We start from the raw sequence: 23048 nt of genomic DNA, 5'->3' as shown, positions 1-23048 counted from the left end.
AATTAAATAAAAAAGCTCGTGTAAAATTCTTCAATGAATTTACACGAGCTTTTTGCTATCTTAGTGGAATAATTTGTCCCAAAGACTTTTTTTCGGTTTTTCTGATTGTTCAGATTCTTGTTCTTTTGGGTATTTTTTTTCAATATCAATGACGGGCTCATTGACCGCTTCTTTAGCAGTTAAAATCAGACCAAGACTATCGTCATCATTTTTGACAAAGTCATTGATTACTGTGAAACGAACTTTTTGTTTTGTTGCCAATTGGATATAGCGTGCTTGAAGGTCTTCAGGCATGCTGCCATTTAATAAGATTTGTTCATCTGGATGTTTTTCAAGTTCTTTGATGAAGTTTGCTTGATTCTCAGCTTTTTCCATTTCGCCAATGGTCATACTGACATAGCAACGCTCACGAAAAGTTCCTAGATATTTATGTTGTTCATCTGGGTTGACCAAAGGTGTTCCGTAACGACCTTTGTCCAAGTGACTTTGCAATTCATCTTGTGGCAAAAGAAGCCCTCCTTTATAGCGTTTGATACAGCGATTATAACACAAATTATTTGAAATAAGACAAATGACAAAAAAGCGGTTGCTTTTGCTCAGTTTCTCACTTAGAATAAGAATGAAAATCATTCTCAATTAGAAAAGAGGGATTTTATGCGTTATCGCTGGTTGATTACCAGCTTAGTGGGATTCAGTTTACTTTCATTATTGATTGGAGTGTCATCGGTACAAGTAACAGAATTTTTTCAAGCGGATACCCAAAGTGCACAATTGTTCCTTATTAGTCGATTACCTCGCACTATTTGTATTGTTCTAGTAGGAGCCACAAGTAGTATTTGTGGGCTGATTATGCAGCACTTGACACAGAACAAATTTGTTTCACCAACGACTGCTGGAACGATGGACAGTGCACGTTTAGGAATTTTGGTTGTGATGCTTTTTCTGCCAAATGCGTCAATTGTCACGCGTTCAGTAACGGCTTTTGCATTTGCTTTTTTAGGGACAGGACTGTTTCTTCTTTTTGCACGAATGATTCCACAAAAAAATCAATTGATGTTGCCACTGATCGGTGTGATGTGGGGAAATATTATTGGTTCCGTCGCAACTTTTTTTGCTTACCAAAATCAGCTAGTCCAAAATATGTCGTCGTGGTTACAAGGCAACTTTTCCACTATTCTGCGTGGCAACTATGAATTGCTTTATCTAACGATCCCCTTACTAGGAATTATTTATTATTTTGCATATCAATTTACGATTGTGGGATTGGGTGAATCATTTGCGGTGAACCTTGGTATGAATTATCACCAAATGCAGTTATTAGGAGTAGGATTAGTTTCTTTAGCTAGTGCAGTCGTATTGATTATGGTTGGAACGATGCCATTTTTAGGTGTTATTGTTCCCAATTTAGTGGCGAGAATGTATGGAGATCAGGTCCATCAAACTTTAGGAATAACTGCATTGTTTGGAAGTATTTTTTTATTAATTTGCGATATTTTGGCTCGCATTCTAATTTATCCTTATGAAATTCCAGTGAGTGTCATTGTTGGAATAATTGGTGGAATTATTTTCCTCTTTTTATTAGTGAAGGGGGAGAAACGATGAAAAAAAATATATGCTGGCGCTTATTGTTATTAGTTAGTGTAGTGTGCTTGGTTACGATAAGTTATTTAATCATCAATACTTATGGGAATTGGTCGTTTGCTTGGGCATTGAGAAGTAAAAAAATTGGTGCTTTTTTCTTAGTTTCATTAGCAGTGAGTGGGGCAACAATCAGTTTTCAAACTATCAGTCAGAATCAATTTCTAACTCCGTCCGTTTTAGGACTAGATTCGTTGTATGTGCTTGTTCAAACAATTTTATTTTTCTTATTGGGCGGTGTGACGATGCTACAGCAAACAGGCCTTGTCTTTTTTTTGCTGACAATTAGTCTAATGGTTGGCTTGAGTTTGATTTTATTCTATTTTTTATTAAAAAAAATGCAAGCTAGCTTGTTTTTATTATTGATGACTGGGATGGTCCTAGGAACGTTGTTTGGGAGTATGAGTACGTTTTTACAAGTCATAATGGACCCTAATGAATATGATTTGTTACAAGGTCGGTTGTTCGCGAGTTTTGGGAATATCCAGAGTCAATATCTCTTGCCGGCTGCTTGTTTGATTGTTACTGGCTGGTGTCTACTGTTTTATTTACATCGTTTTCTAGATGTTATTCACTTGGGAAGAGAACAAGCAACGAACTTAGGTGTAGATGTTGCGCGATTACAATTCCTTGTGCTGTTTGTGGTTAGTTTACTGACGGGAACAGCGACAGCCTTAGTAGGTCCTATGACCTTCTTAGGGTTTATCGTAGCAAATGTTAGTTACCGGTTATTTGCAACGTATCGACATAAAGTTTTATTTGTGGGTAGTTTTTTAGTGGCGATGTTGTTATTGACTGGAGGCCAGCTACTTGTTGAACAACTTTTTGGTTGGAATACAACAATTAGTGTGGTGATTGAATTTCTGGGTGGTAGTTACTTTTTACTAAAATTAATTCGTGAAAGGAAGCAAGCGGGATGATTGATTTAGCTGATGTGAATAAAGCTTATCAAGGAAAAGCAGTGGTAGATAATATCAACTTGACGATCCAAGAAAAACAATTAACAGCTTTTATTGGACCAAATGGCGCGGGAAAATCAACTTTGCTTTCCTTGGTTAGTCGTTTAGTCCCAAAAGATACAGGGGAAATTTATTTAGATCATAATGAAGTACGAACATGGAAGTCAAATGACTTAGCGAAAAAATTAGCTATTTTACGTCAATCTAATGAATTGAATTTACAAATTACAGTTAGAGAATTGGTTGAATTTGGTCGGTTTCCTTATACAAAAGGACGTTTGACACAAGAAGATCATCAGCTTGTGGAAGAAGCGCTCAAACATTTGGGACTAACTAAGTTGGCAGATCAATTCGTCCATACCTTGTCTGGCGGACAACTCCAACGTGCATATATTGCGATGGTTTTAGCACAAGATACCGATTATATCTTGCTAGATGAACCTTTGAATAACTTAGATATGAATTTTGCAGTTCAAATCATGCAGATTTTAAAAAAATTGGTGACTGAACTTGGAAAAACAGTAGTAATTGTTCTTCACGATATTAATTTTGCCGCTAGTTATGCTGATGAAATTGTGGCAATGAAAGAAGGAAAATTGTTTACGCAAGGGAAAACCAATGAGATTATCCAAAAAGTTGTACTCGACGAATTATATGAAATGGACATACGAATTTGCGAAATTGAAGGTCGCAGATTCTGTCTTTATTTCTAAAAATAAATGTTAGGAGAATAAAGAATGAAAAAATGGATGTTTAGTTTCGTGGTTGTTGCATCATTGTTAACAGCTTGTGGAACAGGGAATAAATCAAAAGATACAACAGCAACAAAAACTGCCAGCAGTGAAGAAACGACGCTGACAGTCAAAGACAGCAATGGTGAAGTAAAAGTAACGAAGAATCCTCAGAAAGTTGTCGTTTTTGACAATGGATCATTAGATACACTTGATGCATTGGGCGTAGGAGATCAAGTTATTGGTGCCGCAACGCAAAATTTACCTGGTTATTTATCAAGTTACAAAGAAGTGGAATCTGCTGGGGGAATCAAAGAACCAGATTTAGAAAAAATCAATCAAATGAAACCAGACTTAATCATTATTTCTGGTCGTCAAAGTGATTTTCAAGAAGAACTAAGTAAAATCGCACCGACTTTATTTTTAACAGTTGATACGAAAAAACCATGGGAATCAATCCAACAAAATGTCTTAACTTTAGGTGAAATCTTTGATAAAGAATCTGAAGCAAAGAAACAAATCAAAGAATTAGCTACTGAAATCGAAAAAACAGCCGATAAAGCAAGTGAACTTGATCAAAAGGCTTTAGTTGTTTTAGTGAATGAAGGTCAACTATCTGCTTATGGTTCTGGCTCACGTTTCGGATTTGTACACGACGTTTTTGGCTTCCCACAAGCAGATGATACAATTGAACCTTCAACACATGGTCAAAGTGTTTCATTTGAATATGTTTTAGAAAAAAATCCAGACTTACTATTTGTGATTGATCGTACCAAAGCAATTGGCGGAGATGACAGCCAAAATAATCTGGCAGAAAACGAATTGATTGCGCAAACGAATGCAGGAAAAAATGGGAAGATCATTTCACTACAACCAGATGTATGGTATTTGAGTGGTGGCGGATTAGAGTCAATGAAATTAATGTTAGATGATGTGAATCAAGCATTTAAATAAGAGCTAGAGAAAAAGCCAAGACAAAACGACTAATGGTTTTGTCTTGGCTTTTTGCTATTTTGCACTCAGTTCGGAAAATCAGTTGGCAACAGGCATTCGCTGTCAATCTCATAAGGACTGATTCGCGGCGTTTCATCGGTTAAAAAAGTTGCGATCCAGTGTAAGAACATCGTTCATCGCCTCCTTTAGGATAAATCGATTGTAAGTGATTCACCTTAAAGAAAGCTTAACTTTACCTCATGCATAGTATTCTGCAAGTGGTTGGTATTGAACGATATTCATTTTACGATAAAAATCGGCAGGTAAATGGCTCCAGCGTTTTAATAGTTGATAGAAATAACTTGCTTCGGCCTTGATTTTATATTCACTGAGCGTCAAACCAAAGGACTTTTGCTGTTTCTTTGTCTGTGTTTCGTAAAATTGAAGAGCCGTTTCTTTGTCTTCATTGACAAAAAGAGTTTTGACTTCAATATATGAACCTTCTATGTTTTGTGTTTCTTCAATAAAATAAATATTTTTGATTTGCTCGCTCATAATGATTCCTCCAAATACTTGATTTGTTTTGATAAGAAAACTATAGCTAAGAGATATTAACAAACTGTGAACAAAACATTATTCTTTTTCAACTAGTTATTAAAACTTTCTTGTTTTGTTTTTTATTCTTTTTCTTTTAAGGAAAGGCTAAGGAAAGTCAGGTAAATACTTGCTTCTTCTGTTAAATTTCGCTACAGTAATTAGAAAACTAGCGATTGGTGCGTGATGCAGATGGAATTAAAAGTAAACCGAAACTTGATTTTTGCTGAGCATCAACAAATAGAGACAGCTCGACTATGGTTGCGCCCTATTTCGATCATGGATGCGGAAGATATGTTTGAATACGCGAACGATGAAGAAACGACTCGTTTTGTTTTTATTCGCCATCAAACATTAGAAGAAACAAAAATTTCAATCGCCAATTATTTTATGAATGCTCCTTTGGGAAAGTATGCCATTGAAGTCAAAGAAACGGGTAAGATGATTGGTACGATTGATTTGAGAATTGAAGATGTTGCAGCAGTTGCTGAGCTAGGGTATGTGCTGAACAAAAACTATTGGGGAAATGGATACATCGCAGAAGCAGCGGAAGCTTTACTTACTTTGGGATTTACTAAGTTGGATCTCGTACGCATTTTTGCTTACCATGATGTTGAAAATCCAAACTCTGGTCGCGTGATGGAAAAACTCGGAATGAAACAAGAAGGAATGATTCCTGATGCACGACGTTGGAAAGAAAAAATGATTTCGGTTATATTAAGAGGCATTACAAAAAGTGAATGGGTGAAGGCTCATCAATAAATGTTAGGAGAGAATCGACTATGGAATTAATAGTGACAAAGGAAGCACAAAGCTGGTTAGAAAGCCATCGAAAAGAAGATGAACAAATTTTGCTGGATCTAGAAAATGGTGACGGGCCGTTTGCTGATAGTCGGATCACTTGTCAATTAGATACGGCTTTTCGCTTGATTTTGATCAAAAAACAGTCAACGGTTGATCTTAGTTTGTACTCCATTTTGGTAGATACGCCATTAGGACCAATCCGTATCAAAAAAAGTGCTGAAATGTATTTAGATAATCCGACAACTTTAGCTTTAGAACCAACGTATCAAAGTTTGCAATTGAAAGGTCCAAGCGGGTTATTAAAGGGCAATCTACCTGTTGTTAGAAAAGATTAAAAAATTTCAATTAAGAAGGTAACAATAAATGGGGAAACTGGCAGTAATTAGTGATTTACACGTAGATATCAATAAATTTGGCGAATCACAATTGAATGATTTATGGCAAGTGTTACAAAAAAGGGATATTACGCGCCTACATTTGGCAGGTGACATCGCCAATAAGGTCAGTCAGGCTTTGGCAGTTGTTGATTTTTTTGCGATGAGAGGATTGCCCACGACGTTTAATTTTGGCAATCATGAACTAGCAGATGTGACAGGTGAGCCAATGATGAATCATTTTCCAGATAACCATTTTTTGAATGAACGTTATCTTGCATTAAATGACCATACTGTTCTACTTGGAATGAATGGTTGGTATGATTACCAGTTTTCTGAACTAACTGATGAGGAACAAATTTTACGGATGAAGCGTTTATATTGGTATGACCGAATGATTGAACGAGAGGGGACAGATTTGGAAGTCAATGAGCAAGTGCTAGTGGCAACTAACCAACTTCTTGAAACACTTGCGCAAAAAAATTTAGCTGTCATAATGGCTACGCATTTTGTCCCAAAAAAAGAATTTATTGTCTATCAATCTGCGCCTTATGAACGTTGGAATAAATTGAATGCCTTTTTGGGTTCTGCTTCAATGGGGGAGCTTTTAGATCAGTATGACAATGTAAAACAAGTCGTTTTTGGGCATACCCATCGTCGATTTGAAGATCAGGTCATTCATGGAACGAAATATAGCTGTCGCCCATTTGGCTATTATTATGAATGGCAACTGACAAGAAAATTTGTACTGCAAGAAAAGTTGGTAGAAAAATATAATCCAATGAAATTACGTGGTGTTTTACGTGACCATTATCCAGCATTTTTGACCTATCAAAAAAAGCATTTGCAAGAAGAGTTCGAGCAAGCACTTACGATAATTGACTATTGAATAACGAATTGAAAAGGGGGCGACAAGTGGTGTCTTTGTCCTATCTTTTTTATCAAGTTTTCTCGTTTCTGTGTCAATGATTCTGTTATTGAGAAAAGTGAAGCAAACTTAGCAGGATAAGTAAGAAGTTGCCTAAATTGAAAGGACCATACATTAACAAAAAAAAGCGCACAATGAAATTTTTCATTGTGCGCTTTTTATCGATAAGATTAAGCCATGAATAATGCTTTGTATAAGAAGACTGCAACGATCCCAGCGCAGATAGGTGCAACAACTGGTACCCAAGCGTAGCTCCATTGTGATGAACCTTTGTGCTTCAATGGTAAGATTGCATGTAACAAACGAGGACCAAGGTCACGAGCTGGATTTAATCCAGGACCAGTAGGACCACCTAGTGAAGCTACCAGTGTCCAAACAAGGAAACCAAGTGCTAAGTGAGCAGTTCCAAGATTGTCTTGGAAGAAAGGTGCTTTGGTAATTCCTAAAGCGCCAAAGAATAAAACGAATGAACCAAAGAATTCGTTAACGAAGCCGTTGAACTTAGAACCAACACTATTGATCGTTGAGAAAGTTCCTAACACGTGGTTTACGTCTTCTGTTTGATCGTAGTAAGGTTTGTAACAAGCAACAACGACTAATTGTCCAATGATTGCTCCAAGGAATTGTGCGCCAATGTAAGGTGCAACTTCTGCCCAAGGGAATAATCCGTTCATTGCTAGAGAAATAGTAAATGCAGGGTTGATGTGGTTTCCACTAATCCCACCAAAGATCATTGCTGGAATCATAACCCCACAACCGTAACCAACAGCAATCAGCATCCAGTCGCTACCATAACCTTTTGTACCTTTTAAATCTACATTGGCTACAGCACCGTTACCTAAAATAATCAATAAAGCTGTACCCAACACTTCCGCCGCAAGACGAGTCATTAATGAGTAATCCATATATACCTCCAAAAATTTATAAAAGTGCAAAAAAAAAGAAACATCAACACAAAAGCAGGTGCGGTGTCTCGTGCTAGCCATTCTTCGAGGTCGTAATAAGTGCAATCAATCAAAAGAAAAAATGATTTAGACCAACTGGAACAAGCTAACCCTTTTTTTAGAAAAAAAGTCCCCTACAACTCACCAACTTCACCTTTAAATATACCAAATAAAACTTATTTATTTTTTCAAAAGATGCTTCTTAGAAATAGCACGTTTTGAAACTTTCAGAAAAAGATTGTTAGTAAAATGAAAATCAGACGTAAGGAGTGTATTACATGAAATTTTTTCAAGAGTTTTTCATTATTCTTTTTTTCTCTGTCTTAGGCGAGGGAATACGAGTGTTTGCCCATTTACCAATTCCAGGAAGTATTTTAGGTATTATCTTTTTATTTCTAGCATTTGAAATGAAATTAGTAGATCCTGAAAAAATTGGAGCAACTGGTGATTTTTTATTGAACAATCTGACCATTTTATTTGTGCCTGCTGGCGTGGGGTTATTGGAATATTATGACGACATCGCAACTATCTGGCCTGTCTTATTGGGGGCAGTAGTCGTTTGTGCAATTGTTACGATGGTGGCTGCTGGGAAAACAGCAGAAGGTGTCGAAGCAGCAATCAATTATTTGCAAGAGCGAAAAAACCAAAAAAATGAAGTGGAGGATAACCAAGTTGAGTGAGTTTCTTAAAAACCCATTGTTTGGTCTTAGCCTGACTTTAGGTGTGTATGTATTATCAGATAAATTTTTGCGGAAATATAAATTACCAATCATCAATCCTTTAGTGTTGTCAATTGTTGTTATTATTTTCTTTTTGCATTTTACGGGGATTAGTTATGCTGACTATAATGTTGGTGGAAATTTTTTAACGATGCTAATTACCCCTGCAACGGTTGCTTTAGCGATTCCTTTATATAAGAATCTACATTTACTGAAAGAAAATTTTCTTCCGGTCATTTCGGCTATTCTTGCTGGAATTGTGGTGAATTGTTTGGTTAGTGTCGGAATTGGTTATCTTTTTTTGTTGAAGAAGGAGATGGTGATTTCTTTGCTACCAAAATCTGTGACGACAGCAATTTCCGTTGATCTTTCTCATACAATGGGCGGCGTTAATGCAGTCACTTTAGCAATTGTTGTATCAACGGGTATTTTTGGGTCATTGATTGCCACACACATCTTTCGTTTATTTAAAATCAAAAGTCCAGTTGCACGAGGCGTTGCTTTAGGTAGTACGTCACATGCTATAGGAACTGCAAAAGCGATTGAGATTGGCGAAGTGGAAGGAATCATTTCTGGACTTGCTATTTGTGTGAATGGAATGCTCACAGTTTTCTTACTACCGTTGATTTTCCAACCTTTTGCTAGCTGGTTTTAATGCGAGAAATGGCGTTTTGTGCTACAATAACCAAAAAGTTCTAGCACAAAGGAGCCGAGCAAATGTATTTGTCATCAGATTACCTCAAGACGTTTGATAAAGACTTATATTATCAGATTCTCCTGCTGGAAAGCTTCGAGGATCATGAGTGGCACACTGCGGCTCAGCTTGCACAAAGTGTACAGCTTGACGCGCGGAGTGTCACAAAATATTTGAGTGAATTAACGAAAAGTTATCAGCACTTCAGCGGGAAGGCACAAGCGCTTTTTAGCAAAAATCGCCGATCAGGCTATAACTTTTCAACGACGTTAGATCCGATAGAACATGAACGATTTTTAATCTATCTCGTGCAAAGTACGCTGAAGTTTCAGTTGTTGCACGACATTTTTTTTGAAGAGTTTCGGACGATGTACCAGTTTGCTCAGAAAAATTATATCAGTGAGTCAACGGCGCATCGAAAAATCAATGAATGGAAACAAGAGTTGCATTCATATGGAATTACATTACAACGAAGAAGTTATGTCGCAAAAGGGGAAGAAGAAATCATTCGCTTATATTTACATATGACTTTTTGGCAATTGTTCCGTGGAAAAATTTGGCCATTCGAAACAATTTCGCAAACAGATGTCAAAAAAATCGCCGATCAAATTATTGATTTTTTCCACGTTCAACTGAATGAAATCAAGAAAAGACGACTAGAGTACATGCTAGGTGCGTTCTTTTTGCGAAAATCACAAAAACATTTTGTTATTTTAAATCGCAGAAAACGAGAGTTGATTTCTAATAACTTGTTATTTAAACGTTTTTGCCAAGCAATGGCACCAGTGTTTCCCAATTATTTTCAAGTTGAGGATGAATTAGGAGCATTGTTTTTAGTATTGATGACTAGAGAAGAATATTATTCTAATTCTCAAATCAGAGAAATGATCTACTCATTCCATCATTCAGCAGAGACGCCGCCATTTAAAGCTCTGCGCGAAGCAGAACGTGCCTTGCTTCTTTATCAAAAAGAACAGCATCTACCTGAGGAACCTTTGTCGATGGAAGCAGAAAATTATTTATTTAGTAGCCACATCTTTACTTTTTTATTTCCAGATGCAAAGGCAACGATTGATGGAAACAGTAGCGACTTTCATAATCACCTGATTGTGAGAAATCCTAAGTTGAACCAATGGTTGCTATCTTTTTTTGAAGAGGCAAAAGAAACCGAAGCTAGCTTAGCGTTTCAAAATCAAAGTTTTTTGATGGCTCGTTATTTGACGGTTATGAAAACCTTGGGCGCATTTATGACGCAATTACCAGAAATTACTGTTTTGCTAATGACTGATTTTCCGGTCTTTGAAGAAGAATTATTGATGGCAAGTCTCCGTAATTTTTTCCGCAATGATTATCGACTAGTTTTTTTGCCGGCGAATTATCGCGGACGAGCAGTTGATTTATTGATCTCCACAAGTAAGGTACACAAAAAACCTTGGGCCGACTTAGATTATTTTATTGTTGCTCAGGAATTACAGCTGACAGATTATATTCAGTTGACTCAAAAATTACAGGCAATTCAAAAAGAAAAAAATGAGAAGGGGTACAATAATGACATTTGAAGAAATTTTACCAAAAGTGAAACAAGGAGCAAAAATGATTCGTAAGGGCTGGAGTGGCTTTGAGTTATATGTCGTTTTAGTCACAGATGATGAGTTTGATGGTTGTCCAGTAACACCTTATTTTTTAATCAAGACGAGTGATGAAGGATTTTCAAGTTTTGCGCCAACTGTGTGTGATATTTTAGCAGATGACTGGGAAGTAGTTGAATGAATAACCAGTATCCAGACTTAGACAAACAAGTCGTTTTTGTAACTGGTGCAGCTTCGGGCATTGGTGAAGCACAAGTACACGCTTTTTTAGCGCAGGGTGCTTTTGTATTTGGGTTTGATCGACAAGTCGGAAAAATGGGAACAGTTGCGCAACATTTTTCTGAGCAATTTTCTTTTTTTGTAGGTGATATAAGAGATCAATCCTCATTGGAACAAGCAATTAGACAATGTCATGAGTATTTTGGTACTGTGACTATTTTGTTAAATACTGCTGGCATTTTGGACGACTATAAACCGCTACTTGAAACAAGTGAAGAATTGTGGGAAAGCATCTATGAAACAAATGTAAAAAGTATGTTTCGCGTAACAAGATTACTTTTACCTGAAATGATTGCCCAACAAGCAGGTGTGATCATCAACATGGCTTCTATTGCCGGCTTAGTAGCTGGTGGTGGCGGAATTGCCTACACGAGTGCCAAACATGCAATTGTTGGTTTTACGAAACAACTTGCTTTGGATTATGCTGCAAAAGGGATTCGGGTAAAAGCGATTGCGCCAGGTGCAATCGAGACACCGATGAACGCAGCTGATTTCGCAGGAACAGGAGAAATGGCTCAGTGGGTAGCAGATGAAACACCAGTTAAGCGTTGGGCAAAACCAGAAGAAGTGGCAGAACTGACTTTGTTCTTGGCAACGCCTCAAGCGAGTTACATCCAAGGAGCAATCGTGCCAATCGATGGTGGATGGTTGCTAAAATAATCTTGAGTTTTTTCTTGATTCCTGTATGATAAATGTAGCGGAATTTCCGCACTACGGCACTTCAGTTGGAAGAAGATTCCCATCCTTTGGTCGTAGTTATTACCAAGATGTTGATCTTGCAAAGGAGAACAATTATGGAACAGAAAAATAGCCAGGCTGCTAGTCGCTGGACGACGACGGAAATGGCAAGAATGGCGTTAGTTACTGGACTTTACGTAGCAGTGACCGTCTTTTTAGCTGTCATTAGCTTTGGCGCAATCCAAATTCGTCTATCAGAAATGTTTAATTATTTATCATTGTACAATAAGAAATATATTATCTCAGTAACTCTTGGTGTCGCTTTGGCCAATCTGTTTTCTCCGTTAGGCCTCGTTGATGTTGTCATTGGGAGTGTCAGTACCTTGTTCGTTTTATTGATCAATTATCAAGTAACCAAACGAGTCAAGAAGATGAAAACGAAAATGATTATTACTGCATTGATTTTTGCTTTTTCAATGTTTACGGTGGCAGGTCAGTTGACCTTTTTCTATCAAGCACCCTTTTTCTTTAACTGGGCGATCATTGCCTTAGGAGAATTGGTGTCGATGGGTGTTGGCGGTGTGATTATCTATTGGATGAGTAAAAAAATTGATTTAACAAAATAAATGATTCGTCTGTTGCAGGTTTGATGGGAACTTGCAAGTGGACGATTACGTGAAGAGCTTAGGGATTGCCTGAAGCTCTTTTTTTATATTAAAGTTAAAGTTATACTAAATATAATGATAGGATAAAAATGAAAGAAGTTTTGTGCATGGAAAAAAATCAAGCGAAAGATAATTTTAATGAATACATAGAGAAAAGGATCAAGCAACCAATTACTCATTTACGCAAAAAAAGAAAACGATTAAAGAATATCATCTTTGTTAGCAATGCATCAAAATTGATTTTGTCTTCCTGTATACCCGTTCTGGCATCAATGGTACCTGAGCACATGTATTTATTAAGGGTGATCTCAATTATCAGTGCAATCGTGGCTGTGCTTCAGGGATTGCAAACGTGGAAAAATTTTGAGGAACAAACGTTAGCTATTTCCAAGTTTATCAATGAATTGGAAAAAGAATATTTTCTCTTTTATGTAAAGTGGGAAGAGGGAACAAGTACGAAAGCTGAAGTTGAAAAATTTGTCGAAAGCGTTGAAAACTTATACGATGAACAAATCAATGAAATGCTTGATTCTAGTTCAAATTAAAGATAATAAGAAAGAGTGGAACAAACAAAAAGTTGTTTTGTTCCACTCTTTTTTATGCTGAAAGTTGGCCGTGTTTCAATTTTTTAAATCAGCAAAAAAAATCAAAATGGCTAAGACTTTCCATTTTATGATTGTTGCTGTTCAAAGGCAAAATATTTTGGTAAACGATGACGAATGAGCGTTCCTAGATAACCAGCAGCGATCGCTTTGATGATTCCCGGGAAAATGAATGGAACGAAGCCACTAACCATGGCTGTATGCCACGACAGGTCACCACTGACTTTTAGCCAAATGACACCGAAAATGAGTGTAACAAATGAACCAATCACGTTAGCAATGATAACCCAAGTATAGCTAGAAACATTTTTTTCCACGAGGTAACCAGTCAGCCAGGCTTGGAAAATAAAACCAAGCAAATAGCCACCAGTAGGACCAAAAACAATACTCAACCCACCTGATAATCCTGCAAAAACAGGAAGCCCAATAATTCCTAATAATAAATAAATTAAGACAGACAGTGTTCCGTTACGTCGACCCAATAAAGTAGCTGTTAATCCAATCGCGAAAGTTTGTCCAGTTAATGGCACAATCCCTAATGGAATCGTAAATTGAGACAAAATAGCGATGATGGCTGCAAATTCTGCAGCAATAATAAGTGGCTTCAATGTCGTTTTCATAATTTCCTCTTTTCGTTAACTTTAATTTTTGTTTTGGTTAACGATAGTTTAGAAGAAAAAAGTTAGTTTGTAAAGTATTTTTGCAAAAAAAAAACCAAAGCCAACCATCCGAAAATGGTTGCTTTGGTTTTGAAGCCATGAATTATAGGCTTTGGTTGTAGTATTCAACGACAAGAGCTTCGTCGATTTCTGGATAAAGTTCGTCACGTTCTGGTAAACGAGTTAATGAACCTTCCAATTTTTCAGCGTCAAAGCTTACAAATGCTGGACGTCCAACAGTAGCTTCTACAGCTTCTTTAACAGTTACGATGTTTTGTGATTTTTCACGAACACCGATTACTTGACCGATTTCTACGTGGTATGATGGAATATCAACACGTTTGCCATCAACAGTGATGTGGCCATGGTTAACTAATTGACGTGCTTGACGACGTGTAGTTGCAAGACCTAGACGGTAAACAACATTGTCTAAACGTTGTTCTAGTAAGATCATGAAGTTAACACCGTGTTTACCTTCTTTGATTTTGCTAGCTTTAACGAACAAGTTACGGAATTGACGTTCGTTCATTCCGTACATGTGACGAAGTTTTTGTTTTTCAGTTAATTGCATGCCGTATTCAGATTGTTTGCCACGGCTGTTAGGTCCGTGTTGACCTGGTGCGTAAGGGCGACGTGCTAATTCTTTACCTGTGCCTGATAATGAAATACCTAGGCGACGAGAAATTTTCCATGATGGTCCAGTATAACGAGACATTGAGATTTCCTCCAATAAATTAAGTTTAGTTTTTGGAGTAAAATAATCCGTTAAAAAATTCATATTCGTATAGTTTGTTCTTCAATCTTCACCTTTGCAGCCGCGGTTACACAATTGAACCCGAAACGGGGCAACAAACTAGGGACGAGCTATTATTTTCCTGCTGCATTATTTTACACAAATTACAGTATAGTTGATGTAAAGGGCAAGTGTCAAGTAGAGAAACGCGTAAAAACGCTTTACAAACGATCGTATGCTCTATAAAATGAGAAGGTATCTGTCCAATCGATTTAACTGACAATAAAGGGGCACTTTTAAAATAAAAATAAATCGTGAAATGGTAAGGAAACTGTAAAAGTGAATTGCTTATTATTTTGAGCGGAGGAGCTAACTTGGACGAACTTATTTTTCCTAAAAATGAAGAACAGGCTGTAACCATGGAAAAGTACATGAAAAATCATTTCATTTTTGCAGGTGTGCCAAAACCAGAACGCGCGCGTTTACAAAAAATGTTTCTGGCGCAAAGCAAACAACTAGAAGTAACAGAAATTTTGTCACTTGCAAAAAAATATTATCAAAAATCAGAAAGAGAGTATCAATATGTAGCAATCGAGCTGATTCAACTTCATGTGAAACGTCTGGCATTTTCTGACTTGGTAATGTTGTTATCACTTGTACAAGAAAAAGAGTGGTGGGACAGTATTGATTCTTGGCGTAAAGTATACACGACGTGGTGTATGGCACATCCAGATCAGCTAGAGCAAGTGTTTAACCTATTCATTCAGCAAGAAGATTTTTGGTTACGAAGGATCGCAATTACTTTACAGTTAGGATTAAAAGAAAAGGTAAACCAGTCACTATTGAAAAAAGCGATCCTACAAGATATAAAAACAAACGAATTTTTTATTCAAAAAGGGATTGGCTGGGCCTTGCGCGATTACAGCAAAACGAATCCCGGCTGGGTAAAAGATTTATTAGAACACGAAACATTCAGTAAGTTGGCAGTAAGAGAAGCAAGCAAATATCTATAAGAAAGCGAGACGATCAGACATGGAACGAAGCTTATTTGCCTTTGATATTGACGGAACGTTATTGGACACAAACAAACAAGCATTAGATAGCACAAGAGAAGCATTGCAACAATTGCGACGAGCAGGACATTTAGTGACAATCGCAACAGGGCGTAGTCGTTTTCATGCGCAAGAAATTATTCGTGAATTAGAATTTGAAAATTATATTTTGTGTAATGGCGCAGCTGGATTCTTGGATCATGAACAAGTTTACAAAAATTTGTTGGATCGTGACCAGCTAGACACGTTTGTTGAAGAAGCTCAGACAAAAGAAATTGATACAGCGTTTGTTAGTTTGGATAATATGAAGCGATCTTCTTCTAATGATGTTCAAATCATGGAAGAAGCGATGCATTCCTTTGGCGCGGTGTTGCCTGAATTGGATCAATTTTTTGTTGAAGATCAAGACATTTATCAAGCTTTAGCATTCTTCAATAAAAGTTATGACACACAGTTTCAAAAATACGACAAACTTCGTTTTGTTCGTTGGCATGAAAACAGTGTAGATGTTGTGCCTCATGATGGTTCAAAAGCTGCAACGATCCTTCATTTGGCAGACCAAGTCGGAATTCCACGCGAATCCATCATCAGTTTTGGCGATGGATTGAATGATCGAGAAATGTTACGTGAATCGGGTATTGGTGTGGCAATGGGAAATGCGTCAGCAGAAGTTCAAGCTACAGCCGATTTGGTGACTGATACGACTGATCAAGATGGTATTTGGAAAGCACTCAAAAAATTAGCTGTAATTTAAATACAATTAGTCAATGAGTAATCAAACATTGATGACTAGCCCTTGATAAGAAGTCCGAGACGAAAGAAAGTCTCGGGCTTTTTTGTTCCACAGTTTGTCTTATGACTCATGGTTACAACCTTCTCAGAGAGCTTTTCTTTCTTAAAAAAAACTACTATAATAATAGAATGATGTTAAAAGAGAAGAGGAATCAATGTGCGGGTATTGTTTATTGGTGATGTAGTGGGATCTATGGGAAGAGAAATGATTACGGAATATGTCCCTCGTTTGAAGAAAAAATATCGTCCACAAGTAACTATCGTGAATGGTGAAAATGCTGCTTCTGGAAGAGGTATCACGGAAAAAATTTATAAAAAACTTTTACAAGATGGTGTTGACGTTGTGACTATGGGAAATCATACATGGGACAATCGCGGTATTTTTGAATTTATTGATGACGCGAAAAAAATGGTTCGTCCAGCGAACTTTCCAGAAGGAACACCAGGTCAAGGAATGGTATTTGTCAAAGTCAATCAAGTGGAACTTGCCGTTATCAATATGCAAGCTCGTTCATTTATGACTGATTTGGATGACCCATTTCGTAAAATGCAAGCACTAGTTGCTGAAGCACGAAAAAGAACGCCAATCATTTTTGTTGATTTTCATGGAGAAACGACTAGTGAAAAACAAGCAATGGGCTGGTTTTTAGATGGTGAAGTGTCAGCCGTTGTGGGAACACATACACATGTTCAGACAAATGATGCACGTATTCTACCAAATGGAACAGCTTACTTAACGGATGTCGGTATGACAGGTCCATACGATGGTATTTTAGGAATGCGTCGTGACGTGGTTATCGAAAAATTTTTAACAGCAATGCCAAAGCGCTTTGAAGTTGTGGAAGAAGGTCGTGCTATTTTATGTGGTTGCTTGCTGGAGATTGACGATACAACTGGAAAAGCAAAAGACATTCAATTGATCCAAATCAATGACGACCGACCATTTATGGAGTGAGGTAGATCAATGGCTTTTTTAGAAAATGAACCAGAAATACAAGAAACAGTTGACCAACTGACGAAACTTCTAGGTAAAAACGAAATTATTGTTCGCTATAAGGAATTAGAAGAAAAAGTAAATCAAAATAACTATTTAAAAGAATTGACCGAGGAGATCAAAGTGGCGCAAAAAGAGGCAGTCCAATTTGGTCATTATGGTAAAGTGATTGCTGAGCAAGCAGCAATTGCTCGTGCGAATCAATTGACAAAAACATTTGAACAACATCCTTTAGTGATTGCATATCGTCGCCAATTACTAGAGGCAAATGATCTTTTACACTATTTGACTGGGTTGATTCAAGATGAAATCAATGAATTATTAGAGGAGGAAAACAATGCCTCAAAAAACAAAGAACACACCAATGATGGAACAATATCTAAGCATTAAGGCACAATACCAAGATGCTTTTTTGTTTTATCGTCTTGGTGATTTTTATGAACTATTTTATGAAGATGCAATCCAAGTTTCACAGCTACTAGAGCTAACGTTAACGAGCCGAAATCGCAATGCGGATGATCCAATCCCAATGTGCGGCGTGCCACATCACGCTGCACAAGGGTATATCGATAGTTTGGTTGAAAAAGGCTATAAAGTGGCCATTTGTGAACAAGTTGAAGATCCAAAAACAACGAAAGGCATGGTTAAACGTGAAGTTGTTCAGTTAGTGACACCAGGAACAGTTATGGACAGTAAAGGTCTTTCTGCAAAAGATAATAATTACTTGACTGCTGTTGTACAAGAAGGTGATGAGTTTGGTTTTGCCTATGTTGATTTGAGCACTGGCGAGTTAAAAACAGCACATCTTTTTGATGAAGAAGGCGTTTTAAATGAAACTTCTGCATTGCAGACAAAAGAATTAGTATTGGGCACAGAGATTTCTGTTAGCTTACGTGAACAATTAAGTATTCGTTTGGGTTTAGTTTTTTCTTCTCAAGAGACATTGGAAGAAAATGCCGAATTTAATTTTTTGACGCGTGAAATAACAGATGGACTTGAAAAAGAAGTGACAGGAAAGCTATTGACTTACTTAGCGGTGACGCAAAAGAGAAGTTTAGCCCATATTCAAAACGCAGTGGAATATCAACCAGATCACTATTTAAAAATGGACTATTATTCCAAATTCAATTTGGAATTAAGTCAGTCGATCCGAACAGGTAAAAAACATGGGACTTTATTGTGGTTATTAGATGAAACCAAAACGGCAATGGGTGGTCGCATGCTCAAACAATGGCTTGATCGACCATTGATTCAATCACATGCAATCAATACCCGCCAAGAGATGGTTGCTTCTTTAGTTGATAGTTATTTTGAACGAATTGATCTGCAAAGTGCGTTGACTAAAGTTTATGACTTAGAGCGCTTAGCCGGCCGAGTGGCATTTGGAAATGTGAATGGTCGCGATTTGATTCAATTGAAGACGTCACTTGAACAAGTGCCAATGATTCGTCAACTGATTGAAGGAATCGACCAAGGACAATGGCAAGCACTATTAGAAAAAATGCAACCAATGGAAGGCCTTGTTCAGCTAATCAACCAAGCAATCAATGAAGATCCTCCATTACAAATCACAGAAGGTAACGTGATTCGCGATGGATTCAATGAACAATTAGACGCCTATCGTTCAGCCATGAAAAACGGGAAACAATGGCTAGCTGAACTAGAAGCTCGGGAACGAAAAGAAACTGGAATCAAAAACTTAAAAGTTGGGTTTAATCGTGTGTTTGGGTATTATATCGAAATTACAAAATCAAACTTAGCGAGCTTAGAAGAAGGCAAGTATGAGCGGAAACAAACATTAGCAAATGCAGAACGCTTTATTACGCCAGAGTTAAAAGAACTAGAAACTCAAATCCTTGAAGCCGAAGAAAAGTCTGTCGATTTAGAATACCAACTATTTTTAGCTGTTCGTGAAGAAGTGAAAAAAGCTATTCAACCTTTACAAACATTGGCAAAATCAATCAGTACAGTTGATGTTTTACAAAGCTTTGCGACAATCAGTGAACGTTACCAATATGTTCGTCCAGTCTTAACGAATAATAGTCAACAATTATGTATTCAAGAAGGTAGGCATCCAGTAGTTGAAAAAGTACTAGGCCACCAAGAATACATTCCAAATAGTGTCGAGATGGACGAACAAGAGATGATTCTGTTAATCACAGGGCCGAATATGTCAGGGAAAAGCACATATATGCGCCAACTTGCATTAACTGTCATCATGGCACAAATGGGGTGTTTTGTTCCGGCACAGAAAGCTGTTTTACCGATTTTTGATCAAATCTTTACTCGAATTGGAGCGAGCGATGACTTGATTGCTGGTCAAAGTACTTTCATGGTTGAAATGATGGAAGCCAATCAAGCACTGCGCAATGCTACACCAAATAGCTTGATTTTATTTGATGAGCTGGGTCGTGGAACGGCGACATACGATGGGATGGCACTAGCACAAGCAATCATTGAATATATTCATCAAAATGTTCAGGCAAAAACACTTTTCTCGACGCATTATCATGAACTAACAGTCTTAGACGAAGAACTCTCTCAATTGAAGAATGTTCATGTCGGAGCAGTTGAAAAAGACGGGGAAGTTGTCTTTCTTCATAAAATGATGGAAGGTCCAGCTGATAAAAGTTATGGAATCCATGTGGCGAAAATTGCAGGATTACCAACAGACTTGTTGAAACGAGCATCAACGATTTTAGCAACACTTGAATCTGGGGAAGAAAAGCATCATCAAATCCCTGTTGAACCAGTTAAATCTGTTGTGGAGATGCAGGAACGGCCTGCACAAATCTCGGAAGCACAAGTAAATGAGGAAACACAACAACTTTCTCTATTTGCTGAATTGTCAGATGGAGAACAAGAAGTTGTGACATCATTGAAGAAACTTAATTTATTAGAAATGACGCCAATGGATGCACTGAATAAATTATATGAATTACAAAAACAACTTTAGAAAGAAGGCGTAGACCCATGGCGAAAATCCAAGAATTATCAGAACGTTTAGCCAATCAAATCGCAGCCGGTGAGGTTGTCGAACGCCCAGCCTCTGTTGTGAAAGAATTGGTCGAAAATGCGATTGATGCAGGAAGCAGCCAAATCGATATCTTAGTGGAAGAAGCTGGTCTGCGAACAATTCAAGTGATAGACAATGGTGAGGGAATTTTGACTGATGATGTTGAAAGTGCATTTAAGCGTCATGCAACAAGTAAAATCCATAATCGAGATGACTTATTTCGGATTCGTACACTTGGTTTTCGTGGCGAAGCACTTCCAAGTATTGCTTCTGTTTCAGAATTAACGATTGAAACAGCTAATCAAGAAGAAAATCAAGGAACGTTCGTAGCACTAAAAGGCGGGGAGGTTACGGAACATCGCCCAGCACCATTACGTCAAGGAACGAAGATTACTGTAAGCAATCTTTTTTTCAACACACCTGCTCGCCTTAAATATGTCAAAACGTTGCATACAGAACTCGCAAATATTGGGGACATTGTGAATCGCTTGGCGTTAAGCCATCCAAATATTGCTTTTCGTCTCATTCATGATGGCAATAAGATGTTAGCTACTGCGGGAAATGGTGATCTCAAGCAGACTATTGCTGGTATTTATGGCTTAACTACTGCCAAAAAAATGTTGAAAATCGAAGCAAAAGATTTAGACTTCGAACTGGTGGGCTATGTCTCGCTTCCAGAGGTAACTCGTGCGAGCCGGAATTATTTATCAACGATCATTAACGGACGCTATATCAGAAACTTTGCTTTGAATAAAGCGATTGTAGCTGGTTATGGCTCAAAATTGATGGTTGGTCGATATCCAATTGCTGTTTTAGAAATCAAAATGGACCCACTATTAGTAGATGTAAATGTTCATCCAACAAAACAAGAAGTCCGCTTATCCAAAGAAAAAGAATTGACTGACTTGATAGCAAATGCAATCCAAGAAGCGCTTAGTCAAGAAAATCTGATTCCTAGTGCTGCAGACAATTTACGATTTAAAAAGAAAGTCACAGACCAGCCAAAAGTCGAACAAACAGAAATTGATTTATCTTATGCATTTGAAGATGAAAAACCAAAGAAACCACAAAGTCTAAATTTTGATCGAGAAACAACTAGTTTTTATGTGGAAGAAACAAAACAACCTAATTTTGGAAAAACTGTTGATAACTCTGTGGAAAATGTTGAAAACTTTGTTCCGTTTTCTGAAGAAACGACGAATTATCCAGAAAACGGTGGGAAAATGGTGGATAAACAAGAAAATACTGTGGAAAACTTTGTAGAAAAGTCTGTGGATAAAATCACAGAAGAAACATTATCCACTGTGGATAATGTCGAATTTCAAGAAGAACAACCCCAAACAGTAGAAAGAAATGCCTCAGAACAAGTTTACGAAGACGAACTTGCCTTGCATCCGGAATTTGGTCAAGGAAATAGCCGGGCATTGGATCAAGCCATTCAAAAGTTGGAAACAGAAAAAGTAACTGAACGCTTTCCACAACTGGAATATTTTGGACAAATGCATGGCACTTATCTATTTGCACAAAGTAGTACGGGCTTATATATTATCGATCAACATGCGGCACAGGAACGTATCAAGTACGAATATTTCCGTGAAAAAATCGGCGAAGTGTCGAATGACTTACAGGAATTGTTGGTACCTTTTGTTTTGGACTATCCTAACAATGACGCATTGAAACTAAAAGAAAAGAAACATTTGCTTGAAGAATCCGGGATTTATTTGGAAGAATTTGGGCAGAATAGTTTCATTGTTCGCGCACATCCAACTTGGTATCCAAGTGGCGAAGAAGAGTCGATCATCAGAGAAATGATTGATATGCTGCTGACAACAGGTAGTGTTAGTGTGAAAAAATTTCGTGAAGCAACGGCAATCATGATGAGCTGTAAACGTTCAATCAAAGCAAATCATTATTTGAATGAAGCACAAGCCCGCGTATTACTAAAGGACTTAGCACAATGTGAAAATCCATTCAATTGCCCACATGGTCGACCGGTATTGATCCATTTTACTAACTCGGATATGGAGCGAATGTTTAAACGTATCCAAGATCCACATTAAAAAATAGGAAAGAGGCAGAAAATGAAAATAATCTTAGCTTCTCAATCTCCTCGAAGAAAGGAATTGTTGAGTCGTTTAGTTTCTGAGTTTGCAATTCAACCAGCTGACATTGATGAGACACCGATCGACGGTGAAGACCCTATCGCGTACGTTCAACGAATGGCGTATGAAAAAGCACAAGCAGTCGTGGAGCAGCAAACGGAACAAACATTAGTGATTGCTAGTGACACTACGGTTATTCATCATCAAAAAATTTTAGGGAAACCAGTGGATTTAGCCGATGCAAAAGCAACGCTTCGCTCACTAAGTGGGGAAACACATCAAGTGTATACTGCTGTTGTCTTAAAATCGAAAGAACGAGAAGAAAGAATTTTAGCGCAAGCTGAAGTAACTTTTTATCCACTAACTGAAAAAGAAATCGATACGTATTTGGCAACAGGTGATTATCAGGATAAAGCTGGTTCTTATGGCATACAAAGTTTTGCTGGTGCATTTGTTAAAGAAATAAGTGGCGATTATTACAGCATTGTTGGTTTTCCAATTGGTGCAGTGAACCAAGCACTTAAAGAATTTTTACTTTAAAAAAAAAACAAAAATAAGAGTCACGACAA

The 23048-nt window shown here is 37.5% G+C and carries 25 protein-coding genes and 1 pseudogene; 21 read left to right on the top strand and 5 right to left on the bottom strand.

Annotated elements, in window-relative coordinates; translation table 11 throughout:
• Positions 1-60: 60 nt before the first annotated feature.
• Positions 61-507 carry a YueI family protein gene (locus tag DOK81_RS02250; protein WP_206907715.1) on the bottom strand — a complete coding sequence of 149 codons (447 nt, stop codon included), beginning with the start codon at positions 505-507 and terminating at the stop codon, positions 61-63.
• Positions 508-654: 147 nt separating this feature from the next.
• On the opposite strand from DOK81_RS02250, the gene DOK81_RS02245 reads away from it, so the two are divergent.
• Genes DOK81_RS02245 through DOK81_RS02230 form a run of 4 tightly spaced genes read left to right on the top strand, consistent with a single transcriptional unit; the run spans position 655 to position 4282 of the window.
• On the top strand, positions 655-1602 hold the full coding sequence (locus tag DOK81_RS02245) for an iron chelate uptake ABC transporter family permease subunit (RefSeq protein ID WP_206907714.1): 948 nt from the start codon (positions 655-657) through the stop codon (positions 1600-1602).
• Positions 1599-2558: an iron chelate uptake ABC transporter family permease subunit gene (locus DOK81_RS02240; RefSeq protein ID WP_206907712.1), complete on the top strand. Its 960-nt coding sequence runs from the start codon at positions 1599-1601 to the stop codon at positions 2556-2558. The genes DOK81_RS02245 and DOK81_RS02240 overlap by 4 nt, the downstream gene beginning before the upstream one ends.
• On the top strand, positions 2555-3310 hold the full coding sequence (locus DOK81_RS02235) for an ATP-binding cassette domain-containing protein (RefSeq protein WP_206907710.1): 756 nt from the start codon (positions 2555-2557) through the stop codon (positions 3308-3310). The genes DOK81_RS02240 and DOK81_RS02235 overlap by 4 nt, the downstream gene beginning before the upstream one ends.
• A 24-nt stretch (positions 3311-3334) precedes the next feature.
• Positions 3335-4282 carry a siderophore ABC transporter substrate-binding protein gene (locus DOK81_RS02230; RefSeq protein ID WP_206907704.1) on the top strand — a complete coding sequence of 316 codons (948 nt, stop codon included), beginning with the start codon at positions 3335-3337 and terminating at the stop codon, positions 4280-4282.
• 237 nt (positions 4283-4519) lie between these two features.
• On the opposite strand, the gene DOK81_RS02225 is transcribed toward DOK81_RS02230, so the two are convergent.
• Complete coding sequence (locus DOK81_RS02225) at positions 4520-4816, bottom strand: hypothetical protein (RefSeq protein WP_206907702.1); 297 nt, start codon at positions 4814-4816, stop codon at positions 4520-4522.
• Between the two features lie 231 nt (positions 4817-5047).
• Between DOK81_RS02225 and DOK81_RS02220 the strand changes: the two genes are divergently transcribed.
• Genes DOK81_RS02220 through DOK81_RS02210 form a run of 3 tightly spaced genes read left to right on the top strand, consistent with a single transcriptional unit; the run spans position 5048 to position 6922 of the window.
• Entirely contained in the window at positions 5048-5617 is a 570-nt protein-coding gene (locus tag DOK81_RS02220; protein WP_206907700.1) for a GNAT family N-acetyltransferase, read from the top strand.
• A 20-nt stretch (positions 5618-5637) separates the two neighbouring features.
• The gene (locus DOK81_RS02215) at positions 5638-5994 is read left to right on the top strand and encodes an iron-sulfur cluster biosynthesis family protein (protein ID WP_206907698.1); all 357 of its coding nucleotides are present in this window, start codon (positions 5638-5640) and stop codon (positions 5992-5994) included.
• A gap of 28 nt (positions 5995-6022) precedes the next feature.
• Positions 6023-6922 carry a metallophosphoesterase gene (locus tag DOK81_RS02210; RefSeq protein WP_206907696.1) on the top strand — a complete coding sequence of 300 codons (900 nt, stop codon included), beginning with the start codon at positions 6023-6025 and terminating at the stop codon, positions 6920-6922.
• Positions 6923-7131: 209 nt separating this feature from the next.
• On the opposite strand, the gene DOK81_RS02205 is transcribed toward DOK81_RS02210, so the two are convergent.
• Complete coding sequence (locus DOK81_RS02205) at positions 7132-7866, bottom strand: MIP/aquaporin family protein (RefSeq protein ID WP_206898871.1); 735 nt, start codon at positions 7864-7866, stop codon at positions 7132-7134.
• A 317-nt stretch (positions 7867-8183) separates the two neighbouring features.
• Between DOK81_RS02205 and DOK81_RS02200 the strand changes: the two genes are divergently transcribed.
• The 7 genes and pseudogenes from DOK81_RS02200 (at position 8184) to DOK81_RS02170 (ending at position 13074) form a co-directional block, all read left to right on the top strand.
• Positions 8184-8585, top strand: a complete 402-nt coding sequence (locus DOK81_RS02200) for a CidA/LrgA family protein (protein WP_206907694.1) — start codon at positions 8184-8186, stop codon at positions 8583-8585.
• Positions 8578-9279, top strand: coding sequence for an LrgB family protein (locus tag DOK81_RS02195; RefSeq protein ID WP_206907692.1), 702 nt, complete (start codon positions 8578-8580; stop codon positions 9277-9279). Before DOK81_RS02200 ends, DOK81_RS02195 begins: the two co-directional genes overlap by 8 nt.
• A pseudogene (locus DOK81_RS02190) lies at positions 9279-10877 on the top strand (helix-turn-helix domain-containing protein). Before DOK81_RS02195 ends, DOK81_RS02190 begins: the two are co-directional and overlap by 1 nt.
• Positions 10867-11088, top strand: coding sequence for a DUF2829 domain-containing protein (locus DOK81_RS02185; protein ID WP_206907688.1), 222 nt, complete (start codon positions 10867-10869; stop codon positions 11086-11088). Before DOK81_RS02190 ends, DOK81_RS02185 begins: the two are co-directional and overlap by 11 nt.
• Positions 11085-11846 (top strand): 3-oxoacyl-ACP reductase, encoded by a 762-nt coding sequence (locus DOK81_RS02180; RefSeq protein WP_206907686.1) that lies wholly within the window; start codon positions 11085-11087, stop codon positions 11844-11846. The genes DOK81_RS02185 and DOK81_RS02180 overlap by 4 nt, the downstream gene beginning before the upstream one ends.
• A gap of 134 nt (positions 11847-11980) precedes the next feature.
• Positions 11981-12490, top strand: coding sequence for a QueT transporter family protein (locus DOK81_RS02175; RefSeq protein ID WP_206907684.1), 510 nt, complete (start codon positions 11981-11983; stop codon positions 12488-12490).
• 146 nt (positions 12491-12636) lie between these two features.
• A complete protein-coding gene (locus tag DOK81_RS02170) occupies positions 12637-13074 on the top strand; it encodes an SLATT domain-containing protein (RefSeq protein ID WP_206907682.1) in 438 nt (145 codons plus the stop codon).
• A gap of 125 nt (positions 13075-13199) precedes the next feature.
• Here DOK81_RS02170 and DOK81_RS02165 read toward each other — a convergent pair whose 3' ends face one another.
• Both DOK81_RS02165 and rpsD read right to left on the bottom strand, forming a co-directional pair.
• Positions 13200-13751 carry a biotin transporter BioY gene (locus tag DOK81_RS02165; protein WP_206907680.1) on the bottom strand — a complete coding sequence of 184 codons (552 nt, stop codon included), beginning with the start codon at positions 13749-13751 and terminating at the stop codon, positions 13200-13202.
• Positions 13752-13893: 142 nt separating this feature from the next.
• Positions 13894-14505, bottom strand: coding sequence for a 30S ribosomal protein S4 (rpsD, locus tag DOK81_RS02160; protein WP_067483447.1), 612 nt, complete (start codon positions 14503-14505; stop codon positions 13894-13896).
• 392 nt (positions 14506-14897) lie between these two features.
• Between rpsD and DOK81_RS02155 the strand changes: the two genes are divergently transcribed.
• The 7 genes from DOK81_RS02155 to DOK81_RS02125 all read left to right on the top strand — a co-directional run bounded on the left by DOK81_RS02155 (position 14898) and on the right by DOK81_RS02125 (position 23019).
• Positions 14898-15536 carry a DNA alkylation repair protein gene (locus DOK81_RS02155; RefSeq protein WP_206907678.1) on the top strand — a complete coding sequence of 213 codons (639 nt, stop codon included), beginning with the start codon at positions 14898-14900 and terminating at the stop codon, positions 15534-15536.
• Between the two features lie 19 nt (positions 15537-15555).
• Positions 15556-16329 (top strand): HAD family hydrolase, encoded by a 774-nt coding sequence (locus DOK81_RS02150; protein WP_206907671.1) that lies wholly within the window; start codon positions 15556-15558, stop codon positions 16327-16329.
• A gap of 195 nt (positions 16330-16524) precedes the next feature.
• Positions 16525-17322: a TIGR00282 family metallophosphoesterase gene (locus DOK81_RS02145; RefSeq protein WP_206907669.1), complete on the top strand. Its 798-nt coding sequence runs from the start codon at positions 16525-16527 to the stop codon at positions 17320-17322.
• Between the two features lie 9 nt (positions 17323-17331).
• A complete protein-coding gene (locus tag DOK81_RS02140; protein WP_206907667.1) occupies positions 17332-17751 on the top strand; it encodes a YlbF family regulator in 420 nt (139 codons plus the stop codon).
• Entirely contained in the window at positions 17699-20317 is a 2619-nt protein-coding gene (gene mutS, locus DOK81_RS02135) for a DNA mismatch repair protein MutS (protein ID WP_206907664.1), read from the top strand. The genes DOK81_RS02140 and mutS overlap by 53 nt, the downstream gene beginning before the upstream one ends.
• Before the next feature lie 17 nt (positions 20318-20334).
• Positions 20335-22437 (top strand): DNA mismatch repair endonuclease MutL, encoded by a 2103-nt coding sequence (gene mutL / locus DOK81_RS02130; RefSeq protein ID WP_206907662.1) that lies wholly within the window; start codon positions 20335-20337, stop codon positions 22435-22437.
• A 21-nt stretch (positions 22438-22458) separates the two neighbouring features.
• Positions 22459-23019: a Maf family protein gene (locus tag DOK81_RS02125; RefSeq protein WP_206907660.1), complete on the top strand. Its 561-nt coding sequence runs from the start codon at positions 22459-22461 to the stop codon at positions 23017-23019.
• The last annotated feature ends 29 nt before the right edge of the window (positions 23020-23048 follow it).

It is taken from the genome of Enterococcus sp. DIV0660C (assembly GCF_017316125.1).
Taxonomy (GTDB): Bacteria; Bacillota; Bacilli; order Lactobacillales; family Enterococcaceae; genus Enterococcus_B.
This window is presented reverse-complemented; position numbering and strand designations above follow the sequence as displayed.